The organism is Streptomyces sp. HUAS TT11, assembly GCF_051553595.1.
In the GTDB taxonomy this organism is placed as follows: Bacteria; Actinomycetota; Actinomycetes; order Streptomycetales; family Streptomycetaceae; genus Streptomyces.
The window spans coordinates 95368-111330 of the sequence record NZ_CP196187.1; the positions used below are offsets into that span (position 1 = coordinate 95368).

The window sequence follows — 15963 nt, forward strand, 5'->3', positions numbered from 1 at the left end:
GAAATCTGCGTGTGTCGCAAGCTCAGGCCCGGGGAAGCCGGCGGTCCGAGGTCGGCCCCGCCGGCTTGCGGTGATACCCGTGGGCTACCAAGCCCTCGTTCCGACACCTGCACGCGCGTGCCGACAGAAACACCGGCTTCAACAAACCGTCGATAGATGAGCAGGGGCCCACGAGTGGCCGAAACGCAAAGGGTTCTTCGCGAAGAATCCTTTGCGAAGAACCCTTTGTTGTCTAGAGTTGCCAGTGATCAGTAGCGGCTTCTGTCCGAAGCGGGCCACCAGCTTGGGGGCGATGCGTGCCATGGCGAAGATGCCCAGCGTCATCGGCAAGAACGCGGCCCCGGCAGCGATGGGGCCGAAGTGCAGCACCCGCTGGACGTACTGCACGACCAGGAAGGACGTGGCGATCTGGGAGCCGAAGACCAGGGTCGTCACGGCGAGAGCGCCCAGGCGGCGTCGGTCGCGCAGCAGGGCGGGCACCAGCATCGGGTGGGCGACCCGGCGTTCGGTCATGGCCAGGGCGGCCAGGAGCACGACGCCGACTGTGAGAGAGCCGATGGTCTGAGCGGAGGCCCAGCCGTGCTCGGGTGCGCCGATCAGTGCCCAGACGATTGCCACGGCCGCGCCGGTGGCGCTAAGTGCGCCGACGAGGTCGAAGCGGCTGCCGGGCCTCTACCAGCTCGCGCATCGCGGCGTCGACGTGATGGGTGGGTGTAGTTGTCCCACACCAGCACGACGGGGCCGCCAAACTGTTGGTGAGCTGCATTGCATCCAGCAACGCGGCGAAATCCGTCTCCCGAGACCCCTTCCGCTCGCCCTTGCGGCCGTCATGCACCAACATCCGGAAGATGAGCCGGGTGCGCCGGCCCGACCGGCGGCACACCAGGCCGGCGAGCGAGATACTTCCCGAGCCCTCGCCCCGGACGGTGACGCGGGGCGTGTGGCCGCGCCGGGACCAGGTCTGTGCTTTCGGCGGCCGCAGCACCTGGCCCGACTCATCCGCGAAGCACAGCCACGCGTCCTGGTCCCTCACCGTCTTTCCACGCAGGGCCAGGTCTGCCTGATCCAGGTGGCCACCGCGTCCTGGTCACGCTCGGCGGCACAGCGCATGGGGACCTGCACCGTGAATCTCATCTGATGCAGAATGCGCCAGGTCTGCGCCGGACTGAACCGGACATGGAAGCACCGTGCGATCACCGTGGTCACCCGAGCCAGGGTCCAGCGTTGATCCTCTACCCAGCCGTGTGCGGCAGGCCCCTTCTCCAGTTCCCTGGCCAGCCACTCCCGCCAGTCCGCCGTCATCCGCGACGGCCACCCGGACGGCCCCTTGGACCGCAGTGCCTGCACGCCGCCCTCCCGCCAGCAAGCATGCCAGGCATAAGCGGACTTCCGGGAGACCCGTAATCGCCGCGCGACCTGCGGCGGCGTAACCCCTTGCGCGAATAACTCGGCGGCCTCGATCCGCACTTGCTCCCACTGAGCCCGCTGCTTCGCGGTCGGACCGCCCCATCGGGATACCGCATGACACCGGGATACACCCACCAGCGAGATCACCGTCACCCTAGGCCGAAAACCTCGGTAGCGCTCTACACCCACACCATCGAGGCACTCCAACAGGCCGCTGTCCGGTCCCGGCCACATCCCGTGAATTTCAGCCCAGGGCGGGATAGTCGCCGGCAACAAGGTCGTCGATCAGGCTCGGGTGGGTGGGCTGCCAGCCGAACCGTTCCCGGGTCAGTGCACTCGACGACGGCATGTCAAGGGCGAACACCCGACCGACTACGCCGAAGCGCTCAGGCCGCACCGACTCGACCGGCACCGCGAGAACGCCGCCGATAGCCTCGGCCAGCGACCTCATGGCGTCGCCTTCGTCGGCTACCGCGTGCAGGACTGTGCCCGGCGCAGCATCCTCGAGTGCGATGCGGAACAGACGAGCGGCGTCAAGCCGGTTGACCGCCGGCCATCGCTGTGTGCCGTCGCCGATGTACGCTGACACGCCCGTTTTCTGCGCAGCGGCAATGAGTACCGAGCAGAAGCCGTATTGCGACCCGCGCTGGTGCACGGACCGTGGCAGCCGCACGACAGAGGACCGGATGCCTTGGGCGGCCAGGGTCAGCACCACATCGGAGGTGCGGCCGCGGCCACCGACCAGACCGTCAGTGGTGTTGGAGTCCTCCTCGGTGGAGGTGTGGCCTGGCATCATCGGCGTGAGGCCGGCATGTACGAACGGCTTGCCACTGCCTGCGAGTGCGGCCGCGAGAGTCTGCACGGCGCGCCCCTCCTCGTCGATGCCCTGCTCCAAGTTGCTCCAGTCGTTGCTGAAGGCCAGGTTGATGACACCATCAGCCTGCGTGGCGCCGGAGCGGAGGCTGTCCAGGTCGGTGAGGTCGCCGCGGAGCGGTGTCCCGCCAGCGGCAGCAACGGCCTCAGCCGACGCGTCGGAACGCACGAGACCGAGGACCTCGTGACCAGCGGCAATGAGTTCAGGAACTACAACCGAGCCAATGCTGCCGCTGGCTCCAGTGACGAACACGCGCATGGAAGGCTCCAAATGACTCCTGCGACACTACGTCGCAGAATAAGAACTGACGATCCGGGCCGCTCGAGTAACACGCGCCACTGGAACATCCCCGATAAGGCGAGCGTATCTCCTCAGCCCCAACTGCCAATTCATCAGTGCATACGTGTCACACGGGGAACCCGAAGCGACTCCTCGTGGCTGCGCTTCAGACGTTCTCTGAACAGAGGTGGCGCGAGACGACCGTCGCGGTGATCGCCGACTGGGCCAGCCAGACCAAGAGCACCTTCCACCGGCCGCCGGAAATACTCACCGCAGGTCAGGAGACGCCGGGGTACCGCGCGCTGAGGCTGCGGCCACCGGTTGCCACTTGAGGTCATTGTCGGTGGCGTTCTGCGGTAGCGCCCTCGGGGGGTCGGGAACCGCGGCCGCGGCCGTCTCGGTCAGCGGCTTGACACCGGCCATGACTCCCTTGTGAGGAGCACCGACGAAGATCCGTTCGCTGAACCTGTCCTTGTCCGTCTCATCGATCTGCCAGGCCAGCGCCAAGGGACTCTTGAATCCCTTCCTCGGAGAGGCAGGGTAGACCAGCAGCGAGGGTGACGCGGTTGTCTTGGCATGCCGCATCGTCTTGCCGGACCGCGTCCTTCTGGCTCACCGTCGGATCCGTCGAGGCCGGGGGATCAGATCAGGGCGCAGCCCATTGGTGACGGCCGTCACCAATGGGCTGCCGGCGTTCAGGTGCACTCCCAGCCGGGCGTTGTACACCGGCATGCCGTGGAGCGACTGGTCGTACCAGACATGCTTGCCTCCGCTCGAGTCGGGCAGTTGGACGCGGTCGGTGACCTTCGCCAGCATGCCGTCGGTATCCGCGACACCGAAAAGCTTCGCGTGCGCATGGAGCCACGCCTGAGCGTCCTTGCCTGCCAGCCGGCTGCGCAGACCACCCAGCGTCAAGGCAGTACCCGTCTGCGGATAGTCGGCCACGTGGAGCTTGTGGCCGGTCTCGGTCTGGAGATCCTTCAGGGCGTCACTGACGCCTGAAGGACGCCACTTCTGCAGCGGCTGCGCGCGTGCGGGCGCCACTTCTGCCGTACTCACGGACAGCACCGAGGCGACCACCGCCACCGCGGCCGTGACCGCCGCACCCTGCACGCCCCGCTGGCGCGCGGCCCGCACGGCGCGAGCCGAACGCTGCCCCGCCTCGGGGTAGAGGCGCACGACGGCACCGCCGACAGCCACAGCCCAGCCGGCCGCCGCGGTGACACACCCGGGCCACCCCACTGGTGCTCAGGGGCCTCCCAGGCCGGCTCACCTTCGTTTCCCAGCCCTACCACTGAGTTTTTTCGTTGGCTCTGGGGAGGTTGGGGATGGATGGTCACGCCGGTGTGTGAGGAAGGATCACGAGCGTTGCTCGCTGGAGCAGATTCGGTGGATGCCGCGTTCGACTGAGTCAGCGACGCGGCCTCCTGCACGACCTGAATGCCACCTGCCAGGACTTGATCCGCACCGCGCTGGCCCCGCACTCCAGGCACCACGGGGTTGGTACCACCTGCACGACGACGTAGCCCGGACTCAAGAGCAGCGATCAGGGCCGCCACCTGGGCGGATGATTTATCGGCACCCCGCAATGCTCCAGGATCCAGGTACACGGTGCCTGCCCCTTGTCCGTGAGCTTGTGAGGCACCCGAGCTCGTGCCGTAGCCTCCGTACACCACGCCGAGTGGGCTTGACAGCCCAATCGCGGGTGCTGTTAACTCCGCGGAGTGGGCTGCCAAGCCCACAAGAATACTCGGCCCGACCCGGGCTCGGCGACTACTCACACAGCTACCGGAGGATGATCCGTTATGTCGCGACTGAACGTGCCCCCTCTCGACGACGCAGACATATCACCAGTGATCAACCGGCCTCGCCAGGGCAGAACGCTCCGGCTGGCATTCTCAGCTGCGATCGTCTCCCTGGTGGCCTCGTTTGCCGCGTCGGCCGCACCTATCCCCCTGTTCAACACCTACCGCGCTGAGGACGGGCTCACCAACGCGGGCATCTCGCTGGCCTTCGTCACCTACTCCGTCGGCATTATCGCCGCGCTGCTGGTGCTGGGACGGCTGTCCAGTCATCTGGGCCGACGGCGCACCGCGATCGCCAGCCTCGGCCTGCTCCTGCTGGGCTGTCTGATGCTGCTGAACGTGCACGACATCGGCACTCTGCTGGCCGGTCGGCTCCTCATGGGCGTCGGTACGGGGTTGGCCAGCAGCAGCCTCACCTCCTACATCGTCGACGCTGCGCCCACCAGGCCGGCATGGTTGGCCTCCGTCGCTTCCAGCCAGGGACCCATGCTCGGCCTCACCCTCGGCGCCATCACCGCCGGTGCCCTCGTGCAGTTCGCCCCCTGGCCACGCGAGCTCATCTACCTGGTTTGCTCCGCTCTCCTCGTACTGTCTGCCGCACTCATCGTCATCAGCCCGGAAACCGCGAAGCCGACGCCGGGCGTTTGGCGATCGCTGCTGCCCCGCGTCCGCGTACCGGCTCGGGTCAGGCGTCTGCTCCCTGTCGCGGCCACGGTGTTCGTGACCACCTATGCGACCGGGGCTTTCTACCAGTCCTTCATGCCCGCGTTGGTCGAAGATCAACTCCACACCCACAGCCCGCTCATCCTCGGACTGGTATTCGCCGCCTACATGGCCCCCAGCGTTCTCGGCGCTCCCATCGGCGGCCGGTTCACACCGGCGGCAGCCCAACGCATCGGCATGGTCATCGTCCTGATCGGATGGATCGGCATCATTACAGCCATGGTCATCGGCGCACTGCCGTTGTTCATCGCTGCAACCATCGTCACCGGCGTCGGTCAAGGCATCGCCGTCAGCGCCGCCACTCGGGGCCTGCTGCACGGCAGCACCCTGACCGACCGGGCGCCGATCTTCAGCGCGATCTATCTTCTCTGCTACAGCGGCGCCGCCTTCATCAGCCTCATCTTCGGCCAGCTCTCGAACGCCTTCTCGCTACCACAGATCGCACTCGGATACGGCACCCTCGCCGTTATCGCCACCCTGTTCACTGTCCTCGCTGCACGCAACCCGCATACGGACCCGAACAGCCAACAGTGAGTAATCACATGACGAACCTCACCGTCAAAGCAATGCCGACGTGCCGTGCCACCGCGTCCGGGCCTCCACCGTCCTTCCGAAACCACAGCGTCCCGACGCGGCGTGAGCTCGTACGCGCCCAGGCTTCCGGACTGCTCGCCGCCGACTCTTTCACGTGGACACCGTAGCGTTGACCAGGCCGTACACCTTCGTGGTCATGGAGATAGCACACGCACCGTCCACATCCTCGGGCGTCACCACCCATTGCACCGCAGGCTGGACCACCCAACCCGCCCGCAACCTCCTCACCGATCTCGAAGACGGCATCACCGGCTTCCGCAACCTGCTACGCGACCCCGACAACCGCTACACCCAGGCGTTCGACGCCGTCTTCACCACCCACGGCATCAGAATCCTCAAGTACCCGCCACAGACACCACGGATGAACGCCCACGTAGAGACGCTCATACGCACCAGCAGGGCCGAGTGCACCAACTGGCTGCTCTCTATAACGAGCGGCACCCGCAACGCGTCCTCATCCAGTACGCCGAGCACTGCAACACATCGCGCTTCCACCGCGCGCTGCAGAGGCTCGGTGGGGGCGACTTAACTCACGGGAGGGATGTCCAGCTTCCGCTCCGCGTTGGCGGGGCGCCAGCGCGACGATGGGCTGCTCGCTCTCGCCAAAGCCAAAGCCCGCTGACGCCGGCGGCGCGGCGGAGCTGCTCGTTGTTCGTCGCGTGGACGCCCTTGGCGTAGATGAGCTGCGCGGCGTGCTCCAGGATGCGGGCCCGCGCCGCCTGCCCCTTGCCGGTGAGCTTGTGGGGGTCCCGAGCCCCTGCAGTGGGTTTCATGCTTCGGACGATACCCGGATTGGGCTTGACAGCCCAGTCACGAGCAGCGTTAACTCCACGAGTGGGCTGACAAGCCCAAAACAGCTCGGGTGTCACCCGCGTTGTCAACGACCACTCACCAGAGGCTGATTTGCCATGTCACGTCTGAATGTTCCTTCTCTTGACGAGGTTCCTGCGGGTGCGAAGGGTGTCCTGGACAACGTCGGCGCACAGTTCGGCTTCGTCCCGAACATGTTCATGACGCTCGCGTCGAACCCGGTCGTTCTAGACGTGGTCATGAAGCTGCAGGGCAGCTTGAGTCGGGTTCTGGACGCGAAGACGCGGCACACCATCGCCCTCGCCGTGTCGCAGGCCAACGGCTGCGACTACTGCCTCGCGGTGCACACGTACGTGTCATCGGAGTTCGGCGGTATGTCGAGCGAGGACATCGACCTGGGCCGGGCGGGGAGTTCGGTCGACCCGAAGCGCGCCGCGGTCGCTCGCTTCGCGCAGCAGGTGGTGGCCACTCGCGGTCAGGTGAGCGACGCCGACCTGGCGGCTGTGCGAGGCGCCGGATACACCGACCCGCAGATCCTGGCGATCGTGACGGTCGCGGTCGCAGCGCAGCTCACCAACTTCATCAACAACGTCAACCAGACCGACATCGACATCCCCGCCGCCAGCTCGGTCGCTACGTCCGGCTGATCGCGCGAACCCCCGTGACGGGCCGCGCACGCGGCCCGTCACCCCCTCTCACCGATCCGATGATCTTTCAAGGAAGGGCTTCACGCGCCGGGCTCTGAGCTCTACGAGAAATTCATGGCGCTGCACACCCGCGATGGCGGGTTCGTCATGCCGAACGCCTGGGACGGCCTGTCGGCGTTGATGCTGGCCGATGCCGGTTTCGAGGCGATCGCGACGTCGTCGGCGGCACTCGCCTTCACGCTCGGCCGCCTCGACGGGCGCCACGAGGTCACCCGCGAGGAGCACCTCGAGCATGCGCGGCTGCTCGGCCGGCTCACCGCACTGCCCGTCAACGGAGACTTCGAGGACGGCTACGGCGACACGCCCGAAGACGTCGCAGCGACCGTCGAAGCCGCCGTGGCATCCGGCCTGGCCGGGATCGGGATCGAGGACACCTCGGGCAATCCCGAACGGCCGATCCGGGACTGACCTGTTGGTCTGCGTACGCATCCTGCAGGACACCACTGCCGCACTGATAGAGCCTCAGGTCCTCGCCATCGGGCCTGGACGTGAACTCGTTGACCATGCCTTCACCGACTAAACGCACAACGAGCGCCGCCTACTGAACCTGCTGACGCCCACCGAGACCACAACTCTCGAAACGCAACACGGGTGATCGTCGCGTGCTTCGCGTCGACTTTCGGATTAGGAGAACCCACTTCATGCCCAGCCCCACAGTCTTCCGATCAGCTTCCGCCGTCCCCGGCGATCGAGGACTGCTCCTCGGCCGCGCCTTCCCGGACCAGATCCGGCGGACCCGGGAGTTCTACGACGAACTCTTCGCGACCGCCGGGGCGGCTCCACAGGACATCACCAAGTGGGGCGAGGAGGCCTTGGAGCACATCAGCACGCTGGCCCCCGACCTAGCCGCCGAGATCGACGGCATCGCCCGTGGCGCCGGCCTGCCGCCGCATCAGATCGCCGCGCTCAACGCCCGCACGGAGATCCTCGGCCGACTCGGGCAGCAGCACCCGGAGTGCTCGACCGTCGTCCACACCCCGGCCGACGGCGGCCCACCGGTCACCACCCAGACCTGGGACTGGCACGACGGCATGCGCGATAACTGGTTCGTGTGGACCGTCGAGCACCCGGACGGCCGGGTGGTACGCACGCTCACCGAATACGGCATCGTCGGCAAGATCGGAGTCAACTCCCGCGGACTCGGCCTCCACTTCAACATCCTCGGCCACCGCTCCGACCAGTCCCCCGAACACCACGGCCCATGGCTCCCCGTCCACGTCCTGGCCCGCCTGGTACTCGACCGCTGCGCCACCCTCGACGAGGCGAAGGCACTGGCCATGGGCACCCCGGTCGCGGCCTCTTCCGCGCTCACCCTGTGCGACTACGAGGAAGGCCGCGCCCGCGCCGCCACCGTCGAAGTCAGCCCGGCCGGTCCTGCCCTGCTCCAGCCCGGCAACGACGGCTACCTGCTCCACACCAATCACTTCCTCGCCCCGAACCTGTCCCCCGGAGAGACCATCGGAACGCAGGACCCCGACACCTACCACCGCTTCGAGGCCCTGCAGAAACGCACTCGCCCGTTGGATGCCCCGGACCGCGGCGCCTTGCTGCAGACCCTCACCGTCCACCTCGCCGAGGGCGCGGCCCTGTGCTGCCACGTGGCCCCGACCGCGCCACTCGGCCACCGCTGGGAAACCCTGGCCACCGTCTCCCTCGACGTCACTACAGGCCACCTCGCCGTCCACCCTGGCGGCCCCTGCACCGCCCAGCCCCTCACCTGGACGCAGGTCTGACAGATCGCCCGCACAACGCTCCGGCGCTCACCTGCCCGCCCAGGACGCCGACCGCGGACCGGCCCATCAACGCACAGTCATCCGCCGTCCGGCGGCCGCACCGAACAGTCCGAAGACCTTGCCGCGCTCCTCGGCGGGCAAAGTGGCACGCACGATGGCGGCTCGGGGAAGCCGACCTTCGAGCCTTTGCGCAGGCGGGCGGCCTGGGTGTCAGGTTTCTCCGGGATGGTGTGCCGGATTCCCCGGCGTCGCAGGTACTTGCGGATGGGCCCATTGCTCTAGGCCTTGTCCGCGGCGAGGCTATCGGGCTTCTTGCGGGGCCTGCCCGGGCCGAGCTTAGGAATGCGGATCTTGTCCAGCACCTTCGTGAACTGGGTGCAGTCCGCCCGCTGGCCTGGTGTGACGATGAGGGACAGCGGGCGGCATCGGCCGTCGGCACTCAGGTGGAGTTTGCTGGTGAACCCGCCCCGCGAGCGGCCCAGGCCCTCACTTCCTGCACCACCTCCACCAAGCGAGCAGAGGGGTGGTTGTCATGAGGGCTCCTGGTCCGGTGTGGGCGGGAGACTCGCCACGGTCGGGGGCCGGCGGGCGCCGACCACACGCATCACGCGGTCTCGCCCGGATGCGTCCGGTCGATCGACGGCCTGCTGGCCTCCAGCCAGGAGCGGAGCGGCCCGGCGCCCCGCGCGGGGTCGAGCGTGAGGTGCAGACGCGTCCCCCTGCCCGACGGGAGCGCCGGATAGCTGCGCTGCTCGCCCCCGGCGAACAGTAGCCGGAGAGCGTCCGCGACATGCCGGGCCGCTTCGGCATCCAGGGAGACGATGCGGACCTCGACCCTGTCCTCGGCGGGAGGGTCATCCGCCTCCACAGTCAGGGATGAGTACGCTGGGTGCAGGGATTCGGTGGTCATCGTGCCGAACCTGTCTCGGGCCGTGAGAACGTCCCGTGAGTGTCACGCTGCCTCTGCGGCGCCGCGCGCCGAGGACGAGACCAGCCCTGTCACCGGTGTACGAGGTACCCTCGACACTCCCCACCGTACTCCTTGCACCCTCGGCGCTGCCGCTTCCGGTTGCGGACGGCGTACGGTTGGAGTACTGAGGATTTCACGCATACCGGGCGCCACGCCGGGTCGTCCTCAGCGAGAGACGAATCCGGGCCGCCCCAGTGGTCGGCGCGGAGACGGGTCGGCATCATGTCCGCCGCGGTCGAAGCAACTCCGCGCAAGCTCTGCATCGCTGCGCCAGCACCACCTACCCGTACCGGCCCGGGCCCCTGCCGAGGGGAGGCGTGATGGTCCTTTCCCGGCTGGACATCCATCGGCGGAACCGCGGGGAGCGGACGCTCGTCACGCTTGCCGGTGACATCGGACCGGCCACGACACCGCTGCTGCGGGCCGCATTGGAGCAGTGTCTGCTGGACGGCGTCACCGCGATCGACATCGACCTCGCCACGGTCGGCTCCTGCGACGCCAGAGGCTTGGACATCTTCCTGTCGGCGTCACGGCGCGCCGGCCGGGTACACGCCTCCCTGCTACTGCACCACCCGTGCGCGCAGATCACCCAACTCCTCGCAGTTACCGGATCTGCTTCGCTGCTTCTTGCGTCCCCCGGGGGCCCCGCGCCGGCCGCCGTGCTCGGCGACCTCACGAGCACCGAGACGCGGGCGCCCGAGGACCCCGCTCGTCGGTCGGATCAGCCTGCTCTCAAGGACGGGATCCGCCTTCGCCAGCTGACCCGTTGGCAGGCCGAGGGTGTACGCGAGGACATCGCTGACCTGGCTGCGGAGTCTGTCGGGAGTACCCCCGGCGAGGCGTGCCACAACCGTGAAGACGTCCTGCGCCGCCTGGCGGTCAGTGCCCACCACCCCGGCTTCACGCTGCTGCTCGCCGAGACGACGGTGCTGGTCGGTTGCGCCTTCGGTTTTCCGGTGGGCCCCGACAGTTCCGGGCGCCGGGGGTTCGACGGAACGCTCCAGGAGAGCATCCAACGGCTCACTTCCCACGTGCGGTTCGTGGTCCTCACCCAGGTCGTGGCCCATCCGCACGCTCAGCACCGCGACATCGCCCGTCGTCTGCAGCAGCGTCTGCTCACAGTCCTGCACTCCTCCCTTGGAGTTGCCCTACTCCATCCTGCCGACCAGGCGGGACAAGCCGCCTTCTCGAACTGGGGCTGGCAGAACATGGGAGAGGTCCTTGGGCTGCCCGGTCCTGTCGCCCCCTGCGTGTTGATCCTGCTTGCGGAAAGGCTGTCCCCAGAAGGCCGATGATCAGGCAGAGGGGCGATGGGCCGGCGGCCGCACCGGCCGGTGGGGTCACTCCACCCGTCGTCTGCCGTACGGACAGATCTGCGGGCGACGGCTGCGCGCCGCGCCGTCCCCCCGACGGCCGGGAGTAGCCTGGCGCGTACCGAGAGCTTTCGGGCGCATGACCACGCCGGCGCCGTTCCCGGCGAGTGGCAGAAACGGGCAGCCGGAAGCCGCCCGGGACGGGATTGCACGATGAACGCCATCACCGAGCCCGCCGAAGGTATGCCCCCAGGTGACGCACACACCTACCGGATGCCTGTGCCCCGGCTGAACCTCACGCCGGACGTCAGCCACGGCCCGCTGGACGGAGCGTGGTGGCCGCGCTGCGACGCACTGGAACTGGAGCTGCCCTCGCTGGTCGGCTCATTGGATCCGAGCGTCGGCACGGTCACCCGCGTCACCGTGGGGACCGCCGCTTGGCCCGATGCCCCGCAGAAGGTGATGGCGCCGGACCACGTGATCGAGGTGGTCCTGACCGACCTCGCCGCCGGGGCGCATGCCATCACCTTGGACTGCGGCACCGTGGGACGCTGGGAACTGCTGGTGATCCCACCGGACGAGCCGGCCGGAGCGGCTGCGCGGCTGCTGACCGCTGCCGCCGACCCCGGGAACCCGCTGTCGGCTCCGCGCCTGCTGGCACTCGTCGAGAACGGCTCCGACGGACAAGACACATGGGAGTCAGAAGGAGGACCAGGACTCAGGTGACAGGCCCGATGCTGTCGGGCCCTCGTGACCGACCGGCCCGGGCGTCGAAGGCCTTGATGGAGCAATGACACTGGCAGCCCCTTCGTTGTCCCGGCCCGCCGCCCCGATCGGCGCGAATCATGGTGGGTGAGGGGATGACGGCCGGACGGCCGCGCGGATCGCTCCGAGAGCTTCGGGGAAGCTCTGCTGGGCGAGGTCCTCGATCGCGCGCATGAACTGCCGCCCCATCTCATCGGGCCCTTGGCCGCTGACGTAATGGAGCGGCTCGGCAGCCGCCAACCGCAGGTGCTGCTGCAGGACTACGGGCAACTGCTGCTGGTACCTCTGCCATGCGACGGCCTCACGGACGCCGAAGCGCAGGTGATCGACGACACCGAGGCGGGCCGCTGCTTCCTCGACGCTCACCCCGCCGAGCTGCCCAAAGACGACGGCGTGCGGGTCCACCTCCCGCTGCAGGACGGCGGCGCCCAGGCCTGGGTCATGGCAGTGACCTTGGACAGCATCGATGACCACGACCGCCACATGCTGCTCGCTCCGCAGTGCGCAGAGCCGGACGCCCCCGACCACGAGGATCCCGATCTGGCGGCAGACCCCATCCCCGACACCGCCGGGCTGGAAGTGCTGCTGGAGGCTGGGCGCGCGGCCAGTCCCGAGCACTGGGATAAGCCGCTGAGCAGCCGCGACGTCCACATCGCCATGTCTGTTTTCGAAGGTGGTACTTCGGCGCAGGGCGTCATGGATGCGCACGTCCACGATCGTGTCCGGGAGTCGCGGGCACCTTCTTCGAGCCACACCCCACCCCCCACCCCGGGGGCACTTATTCAACCCTGCACAGGTGCTGAGTTGAATCAGTCAAAGGTTCTGCTCTTGGTAGCTGCCACTGGGACTTTCAGCCAGGTAGCCAGTGTGGCACCGGGCACCTGTGTCTTGGCGTCAACCCGTCACGCACGGCGGACCCGTGATGGCATCAGGAACGCTCGCGTCGCTCCTTGCCAACCCGGGCCAAGGCTTATGCAGCGGTCGGGTCCTGGTGTGCCCGGGCCGTCCCGATGGCCAGTTGCTGGGACCAGTCGATGGGGGCTTCCTGCAGGGCGGCTTTGGCGAGGTGGATGCGCTGGAATTCACCGGTTCCGGCGGGTGGGTAGGTGTGTTGGATATCCCGCCACAACCGCTGAAGGGGATAGTCGGTGTCGAGGGCTTGGGCGCCGTGCAGTTCCATCGCGTCGCGTCCGGAGCGCACCGCCCATTGGTGGCCGAGGTATTTGGCGTTGATGAGGTCGGTGTCGCAGGGCAGGCCCTGGTCGAGGAGGTGTACGGCCTGGTAGGTGAGGGTGCGGGCGGCCCGTAGGCGGGCTTCCATGTCTCCGATCCGGTCCCGGACGACGGCCAGGTCGGAGAGGGCCCCGGTGTAGCGGGGACGGTGTTTGAGGTATTGGCTGGTGGTGTGCACGGTGGCTTCGTGGAGGCCGAGGCTTAGGGCGGTCAGGTTGGGTCTGCCGTACAGGATGCTGCTGGACTGCGCTACCGCCAGGCCTTGGCCGACATCTCCGAGCACGTTGCCGGCGGGGACGCGGACCCGGTCGAAGTCGAGGCGGCCAAAGGAGAAGCCGTGGAGGCCGAGGCCGGGCCGGTGCGGTCGGACGGTCAGGCCTTTGCGGTCGTGCTCGACGAGGAAGGCGGTCAGGGCGCGCGAGGTGCGTACCTCGCTGGTGGCAGTGCGGGCGATGACGATGTGCATCCGGGCGAGGTGGCTGTTGCCTATGTGGGTTTTGCTGCCGGTGATCACCCAAGTTTCGCCGTCCCGCTTGGCGACGGTCTCCATGCCGCCGATGTGCCCGCCCGTGTCCGGTTCGGTGACGGCGATGGACGGTAGAACGGTGCCGTCGGCGACTTGGGGCAACCAGAGACTTTTCTGCTCGTGGCTGCCCCAGTGCACCAGGGCGCCCACCGGTATCTGACTGGCCTGGAGAATCGCCGCGGCTGCCCCGGACACGGTGGCGATGCGGTGGATGAGGATCGTTTTGGCGACGTGATCGATCTCTAACCCTCCATAGGTTGCAGGGGCGGTGATCGCGAACCAGCCGCGGGCGGCCATGAGTTGTGCGATCTTCCGCTCGACCTTGCGGGGTGAGGCTTCCATGCGTGGCACGCGTGGTGCGACGTGTTCGGCGGCGAATGTGTCGGCCTGCTGCCACAGCCGCTCGTTGAGAGCGTTGAGGTGGGGGTGGAGTGCGGTGGGTGGGGTGGGCATGGTCGACTCCCTGATGGGGTGGCACGGCGGGTGCGGCCGGATCCGCGGCTGGGGCTGACGGAGCCGGGGCTACTTACAGGCGTGTGGCATGGGTGGTGATGGCCTGCATCGCGGTGTCGCGGGTGTTGAGGACGATGTCCCGCAGTCGGAGGGCGTCGTTGAGAGGGCGCGGGTCGGGGTCGATGACGCATACGGTGCCCACCGCAATGCCGTCGTGGATCAAGGGTGCGCCGAAGTAGGACTGGATGCCGACCGCGTCGACGACGTAGTTGCTGCTGAAGCGGTGGTAGGCGTGGACGTTGTGCAGGGGGAGGGCCTTTTTGCGATCGACGACTTCGGGACACCAGCCGTGGTCGCGGTTCATGGTCCGGTCGACGATGAGGTATCCGCTGTCGGCCGGTGGGTTGTGCAGGCCGATGAACGTCTGTTCTTCCAGGAACAGGTTGACCATGCCGTAGAGGAAGCCGGTGCGCTGGGCCATGTCGTTGGCGAGGTGGTCGAAGTATTGGGTGGCCTGGGTGGGAATGCCGAGGCGGCGGATCAGTTCGATGCGTTCGGTCTGTTCGGCCAAGGCGTGTGCCTGCTCGCCGGTGACGGTGTCGTGGCTGGGGTGGACGGTCCCGGGAGGAGGAACGATCACGTCGCGGTCGGGCCGCGGTGGCAACAGCCGGGTGGCCGGGTCGGCGTGAGGCGGGAGCGTGGTGGGGTGGGGGGTGTGGGTCATCGTGCGTCCTGGGGTGTGGGGTGGGCCGGGCGGATGGTCGGGGTCGGGGGTTGGGAGAGGGCGTGGTCGACGAGGGTGAGCAGCACGCCGGCGACGGAGGTGGCCGCGCGGGCGTCACAGAGCACTACGGGCAGGGGTGCGGGGAGCTCGAGGGCGTCGCGGATGTCGGCTTCGGGGTAGCGGTGGGCGCCGTCGAACTGGTTGACGGCGACGATGAACGGCAGGCTGATTCGTTCGAAGAAGGAGATGGCGGTGAAACTGGCCTCGAGGCGGCGGGTGTCGGCCAGGACGACCGCGCCGATCGCCCCGTGGGACAGGTCGTGCCAGAGGTCGACGAACCGGTCCTGGCCTGGTGTGCCGAACAGGAACAGCTCTAGGGGCAGGGGTACGTCCAGGCTGAAGCGGCCGAAGTCAAAGGCCACCGTTGTGGTGTCCTTCGCTTCCACCCCGTGCAGGTTGTCGACGGGGACACTGGCCTGGGTCAGGTACTCCTCGGTGGTCAGCGGTTCGATCTCGCTGACGGCGCGCACCAAGGTGGTTTTGCCGACGCCGAACCCGCCCGCGATCACGACCTTGAGGATCGCCGGTCCGTGGGCGTCCGTCAGCCCGTACCCGCCGCGTGAGGAGGGCGCCGGGTCAGCCGGCTTGGGCGTAGGAGACGGCATCGGGCCACCTGGCCTTGAGACCGGCACTGAGTGCCTCCAGCAATTGGCGAGTCGGGTCAGCCGAAGCAGCGGGGATGGTGGCGGGCACCCGTAGGGCACGTGCGTCCAGCAGATCGGAGATGAGGATGCGCACCACGCTCACCGGGCGGCCGAGGGTGCCGGCCAGTTCGGTGACCGAGCGGCGCCTCTGCTGGCACAGCGACACAATCCGCGTGCATTCCTCGGGCAGGGCAGGCCCCGGCCTGCCCGGCCCCGTCTCGAGCACACTGTCCAGACTCAGCGTGTAGCGGGGGCGGGTACGGCCGGCGGTCAGCGTGTAGTTGCGCACCACCAACGATTCGTCGCCCACGGTGTCGGCCGCTAAGGAGGCGTGGGGAGGATA

General features: G+C 67.9%; 16 protein-coding genes and 3 pseudogenes. 7 read left to right on the forward strand and 12 right to left on the reverse strand.

All coding sequences use genetic code 11. From position 1 onward, the window contains the following. Window positions 1-138: 138 nt before the first annotated feature. The 5 genes and pseudogenes from ACSHXN_RS47190 to ACSHXN_RS47210 all read right to left on the reverse strand — a co-directional run bounded on the left by ACSHXN_RS47190 (window position 139) and on the right by ACSHXN_RS47210 (window position 3739). Complete coding sequence (locus ACSHXN_RS47190) at window positions 139-618, reverse strand: hypothetical protein (RefSeq protein WP_438307048.1); 480 nt, start codon at window positions 616-618, stop codon at window positions 139-141. A gap of 46 nt (window positions 619-664) precedes the next feature. After that, a pseudogene (locus ACSHXN_RS47195) lies at window positions 665-1523 on the reverse strand (IS630 family transposase); the annotation flags it as partial. 128 nt (window positions 1524-1651) lie between these two features. Then, window positions 1652-2539, reverse strand: a complete 888-nt coding sequence (locus tag ACSHXN_RS47200) for an SDR family oxidoreductase (RefSeq protein WP_438307049.1) — start codon at window positions 2537-2539, stop codon at window positions 1652-1654. Between the two features lie 288 nt (window positions 2540-2827). Continuing rightward, window positions 2828-3067: a hypothetical protein gene (locus ACSHXN_RS47205; RefSeq protein WP_438307050.1), complete on the reverse strand. Its 240-nt coding sequence runs from the start codon at window positions 3065-3067 to the stop codon at window positions 2828-2830. Between the two features lie 105 nt (window positions 3068-3172). Beyond that, window positions 3173-3739 (reverse strand): hypothetical protein, encoded by a 567-nt coding sequence (locus ACSHXN_RS47210; RefSeq protein ID WP_438307051.1) that lies wholly within the window; start codon window positions 3737-3739, stop codon window positions 3173-3175. 626 nt (window positions 3740-4365) lie between these two features. Between ACSHXN_RS47210 and ACSHXN_RS47215 the strand changes: the two genes are divergently transcribed. Together ACSHXN_RS47215 and ACSHXN_RS47220 are read left to right on the forward strand one after the other, a co-directional pair. Then, window positions 4366-5622 carry an MFS transporter gene (locus ACSHXN_RS47215; RefSeq protein WP_438307052.1) on the forward strand — a complete coding sequence of 419 codons (1257 nt, stop codon included), beginning with the start codon at window positions 4366-4368 and terminating at the stop codon, window positions 5620-5622. Between the two features lie 196 nt (window positions 5623-5818). Then, on the forward strand, window positions 5819-6211 hold the full coding sequence (locus ACSHXN_RS47220; RefSeq protein WP_438307053.1) for a hypothetical protein: 393 nt from the start codon (window positions 5819-5821) through the stop codon (window positions 6209-6211). An 85-nt stretch (window positions 6212-6296) separates the two neighbouring features. Here the strand turns inward: ACSHXN_RS47220 and ACSHXN_RS47225 are convergent. Next, window positions 6297-6455 (reverse strand): annotated as a pseudogene (locus tag ACSHXN_RS47225) (TetR/AcrR family transcriptional regulator); the annotation flags it as partial. Between the two features lie 135 nt (window positions 6456-6590). Here ACSHXN_RS47225 and ACSHXN_RS47230 point away from each other — a divergent pair. From ACSHXN_RS47230 to ACSHXN_RS47240, 3 genes and pseudogenes are all read left to right on the forward strand, one after another. Beyond that, entirely contained in the window at window positions 6591-7139 is a 549-nt protein-coding gene (locus ACSHXN_RS47230) for a carboxymuconolactone decarboxylase family protein (RefSeq protein WP_438307054.1), read from the forward strand. Window positions 7140-7253: 114 nt separating this feature from the next. Beyond that, window positions 7254-7601 (forward strand): annotated as a pseudogene (locus tag ACSHXN_RS47235) (isocitrate lyase/phosphoenolpyruvate mutase family protein); the annotation flags it as partial. 239 nt (window positions 7602-7840) lie between these two features. After that, entirely contained in the window at window positions 7841-8932 is a 1092-nt protein-coding gene (locus ACSHXN_RS47240; RefSeq protein WP_438307055.1) for a C45 family autoproteolytic acyltransferase/hydolase, read from the forward strand. A gap of 604 nt (window positions 8933-9536) precedes the next feature. Here the strand turns inward: ACSHXN_RS47240 and ACSHXN_RS47245 are convergent. Further along, window positions 9537-9842 carry a hypothetical protein gene (locus ACSHXN_RS47245; protein WP_438307056.1) on the reverse strand — a complete coding sequence of 102 codons (306 nt, stop codon included), beginning with the start codon at window positions 9840-9842 and terminating at the stop codon, window positions 9537-9539. 380 nt (window positions 9843-10222) lie between these two features. Here ACSHXN_RS47245 and ACSHXN_RS47250 point away from each other — a divergent pair, with 380 nt between their 5' ends. Together ACSHXN_RS47250 and ACSHXN_RS47255 are read left to right on the forward strand one after the other, a co-directional pair. Next, the gene (locus ACSHXN_RS47250; RefSeq protein ID WP_438307057.1) at window positions 10223-11197 is read left to right on the forward strand and encodes an STAS domain-containing protein; all 975 of its coding nucleotides are present in this window, start codon (window positions 10223-10225) and stop codon (window positions 11195-11197) included. A 231-nt stretch (window positions 11198-11428) separates the two neighbouring features. Beyond that, window positions 11429-11941 carry a DUF5994 family protein gene (locus ACSHXN_RS47255; protein ID WP_438307058.1) on the forward strand — a complete coding sequence of 171 codons (513 nt, stop codon included), beginning with the start codon at window positions 11429-11431 and terminating at the stop codon, window positions 11939-11941. A gap of 117 nt (window positions 11942-12058) precedes the next feature. Here the strand turns inward: ACSHXN_RS47255 and ACSHXN_RS47260 are convergent, their stop codons facing one another. The 5 genes from ACSHXN_RS47260 to ACSHXN_RS47280 all read right to left on the reverse strand — a co-directional run bounded on the left by ACSHXN_RS47260 (window position 12059) and on the right by ACSHXN_RS47280 (window position 15930). After that, complete coding sequence (locus ACSHXN_RS47260; protein WP_438307059.1) at window positions 12059-12688, reverse strand: hypothetical protein; 630 nt, start codon at window positions 12686-12688, stop codon at window positions 12059-12061. 262 nt (window positions 12689-12950) lie between these two features. Next, a complete protein-coding gene (locus ACSHXN_RS47265; protein WP_438307060.1) occupies window positions 12951-14192 on the reverse strand; it encodes an acyl-CoA dehydrogenase family protein in 1242 nt (413 codons plus the stop codon). 73 nt (window positions 14193-14265) lie between these two features. Further along, window positions 14266-14916: a GAF domain-containing protein gene (locus ACSHXN_RS47270; protein WP_438307061.1), complete on the reverse strand. Its 651-nt coding sequence runs from the start codon at window positions 14914-14916 to the stop codon at window positions 14266-14268. After that, window positions 14913-15581: a GTP-binding protein gene (locus ACSHXN_RS47275; protein WP_438307062.1), complete on the reverse strand. Its 669-nt coding sequence runs from the start codon at window positions 15579-15581 to the stop codon at window positions 14913-14915. Before ACSHXN_RS47275 ends, ACSHXN_RS47270 begins: the two co-directional genes overlap by 4 nt. Next, window positions 15553-15930 (reverse strand): DUF742 domain-containing protein, encoded by a 378-nt coding sequence (locus ACSHXN_RS47280; RefSeq protein WP_438307063.1) that lies wholly within the window; start codon window positions 15928-15930, stop codon window positions 15553-15555. The genes ACSHXN_RS47275 and ACSHXN_RS47280 overlap by 29 nt, the downstream gene beginning before the upstream one ends. Between the last annotated feature and the right edge of the window lie 33 nt (window positions 15931-15963).

Bases quoted from the DNA above. Each gene is read 5' to 3' on its own strand.
- ACSHXN_RS47215 (WP_438307052.1), top strand. From the start codon at position 4,366: ATGTCGCGACTGAACGTGCCCCCTCTCGACGACGCAGACATATCACCA.
- ACSHXN_RS47230 (WP_438307054.1), top strand. From the start codon at position 6,591: ATGTCACGTCTGAATGTTCCTTCTCTTGACGAGGTTCCTGCGGGTGCG.
- ACSHXN_RS47255 (WP_438307058.1), top strand. From the start codon at position 11,429: ATGAACGCCATCACCGAGCCCGCCGAAGGTATGCCCCCAGGTGACGCA.
- ACSHXN_RS47245 (WP_438307056.1), bottom strand. From the start codon at position 9,842: ATGACCACCGAATCCCTGCACCCAGCGTACTCATCCCTGACTGTGGAG.
- ACSHXN_RS47270 (WP_438307061.1), bottom strand. From the start codon at position 14,916: ATGACCCACACCCCCCACCCCACCACGCTCCCGCCTCACGCCGACCCG.
- ACSHXN_RS47220 (WP_438307053.1), top strand. From the start codon at position 5,819: ATGGAGATAGCACACGCACCGTCCACATCCTCGGGCGTCACCACCCAT.
- ACSHXN_RS47275 (WP_438307062.1), bottom strand. From the start codon at position 15,581: ATGCCGTCTCCTACGCCCAAGCCGGCTGACCCGGCGCCCTCCTCACGC.
- ACSHXN_RS47265 (WP_438307060.1), bottom strand. From the start codon at position 14,192: ATGCCCACCCCACCCACCGCACTCCACCCCCACCTCAACGCTCTCAAC.
- ACSHXN_RS47200 (WP_438307049.1), bottom strand. From the start codon at position 2,539: ATGCGCGTGTTCGTCACTGGAGCCAGCGGCAGCATTGGCTCGGTTGTA.
- ACSHXN_RS47250 (WP_438307057.1), top strand. From the start codon at position 10,223: ATGGTCCTTTCCCGGCTGGACATCCATCGGCGGAACCGCGGGGAGCGG.
- ACSHXN_RS47240 (WP_438307055.1), top strand. From the start codon at position 7,841: ATGCCCAGCCCCACAGTCTTCCGATCAGCTTCCGCCGTCCCCGGCGAT.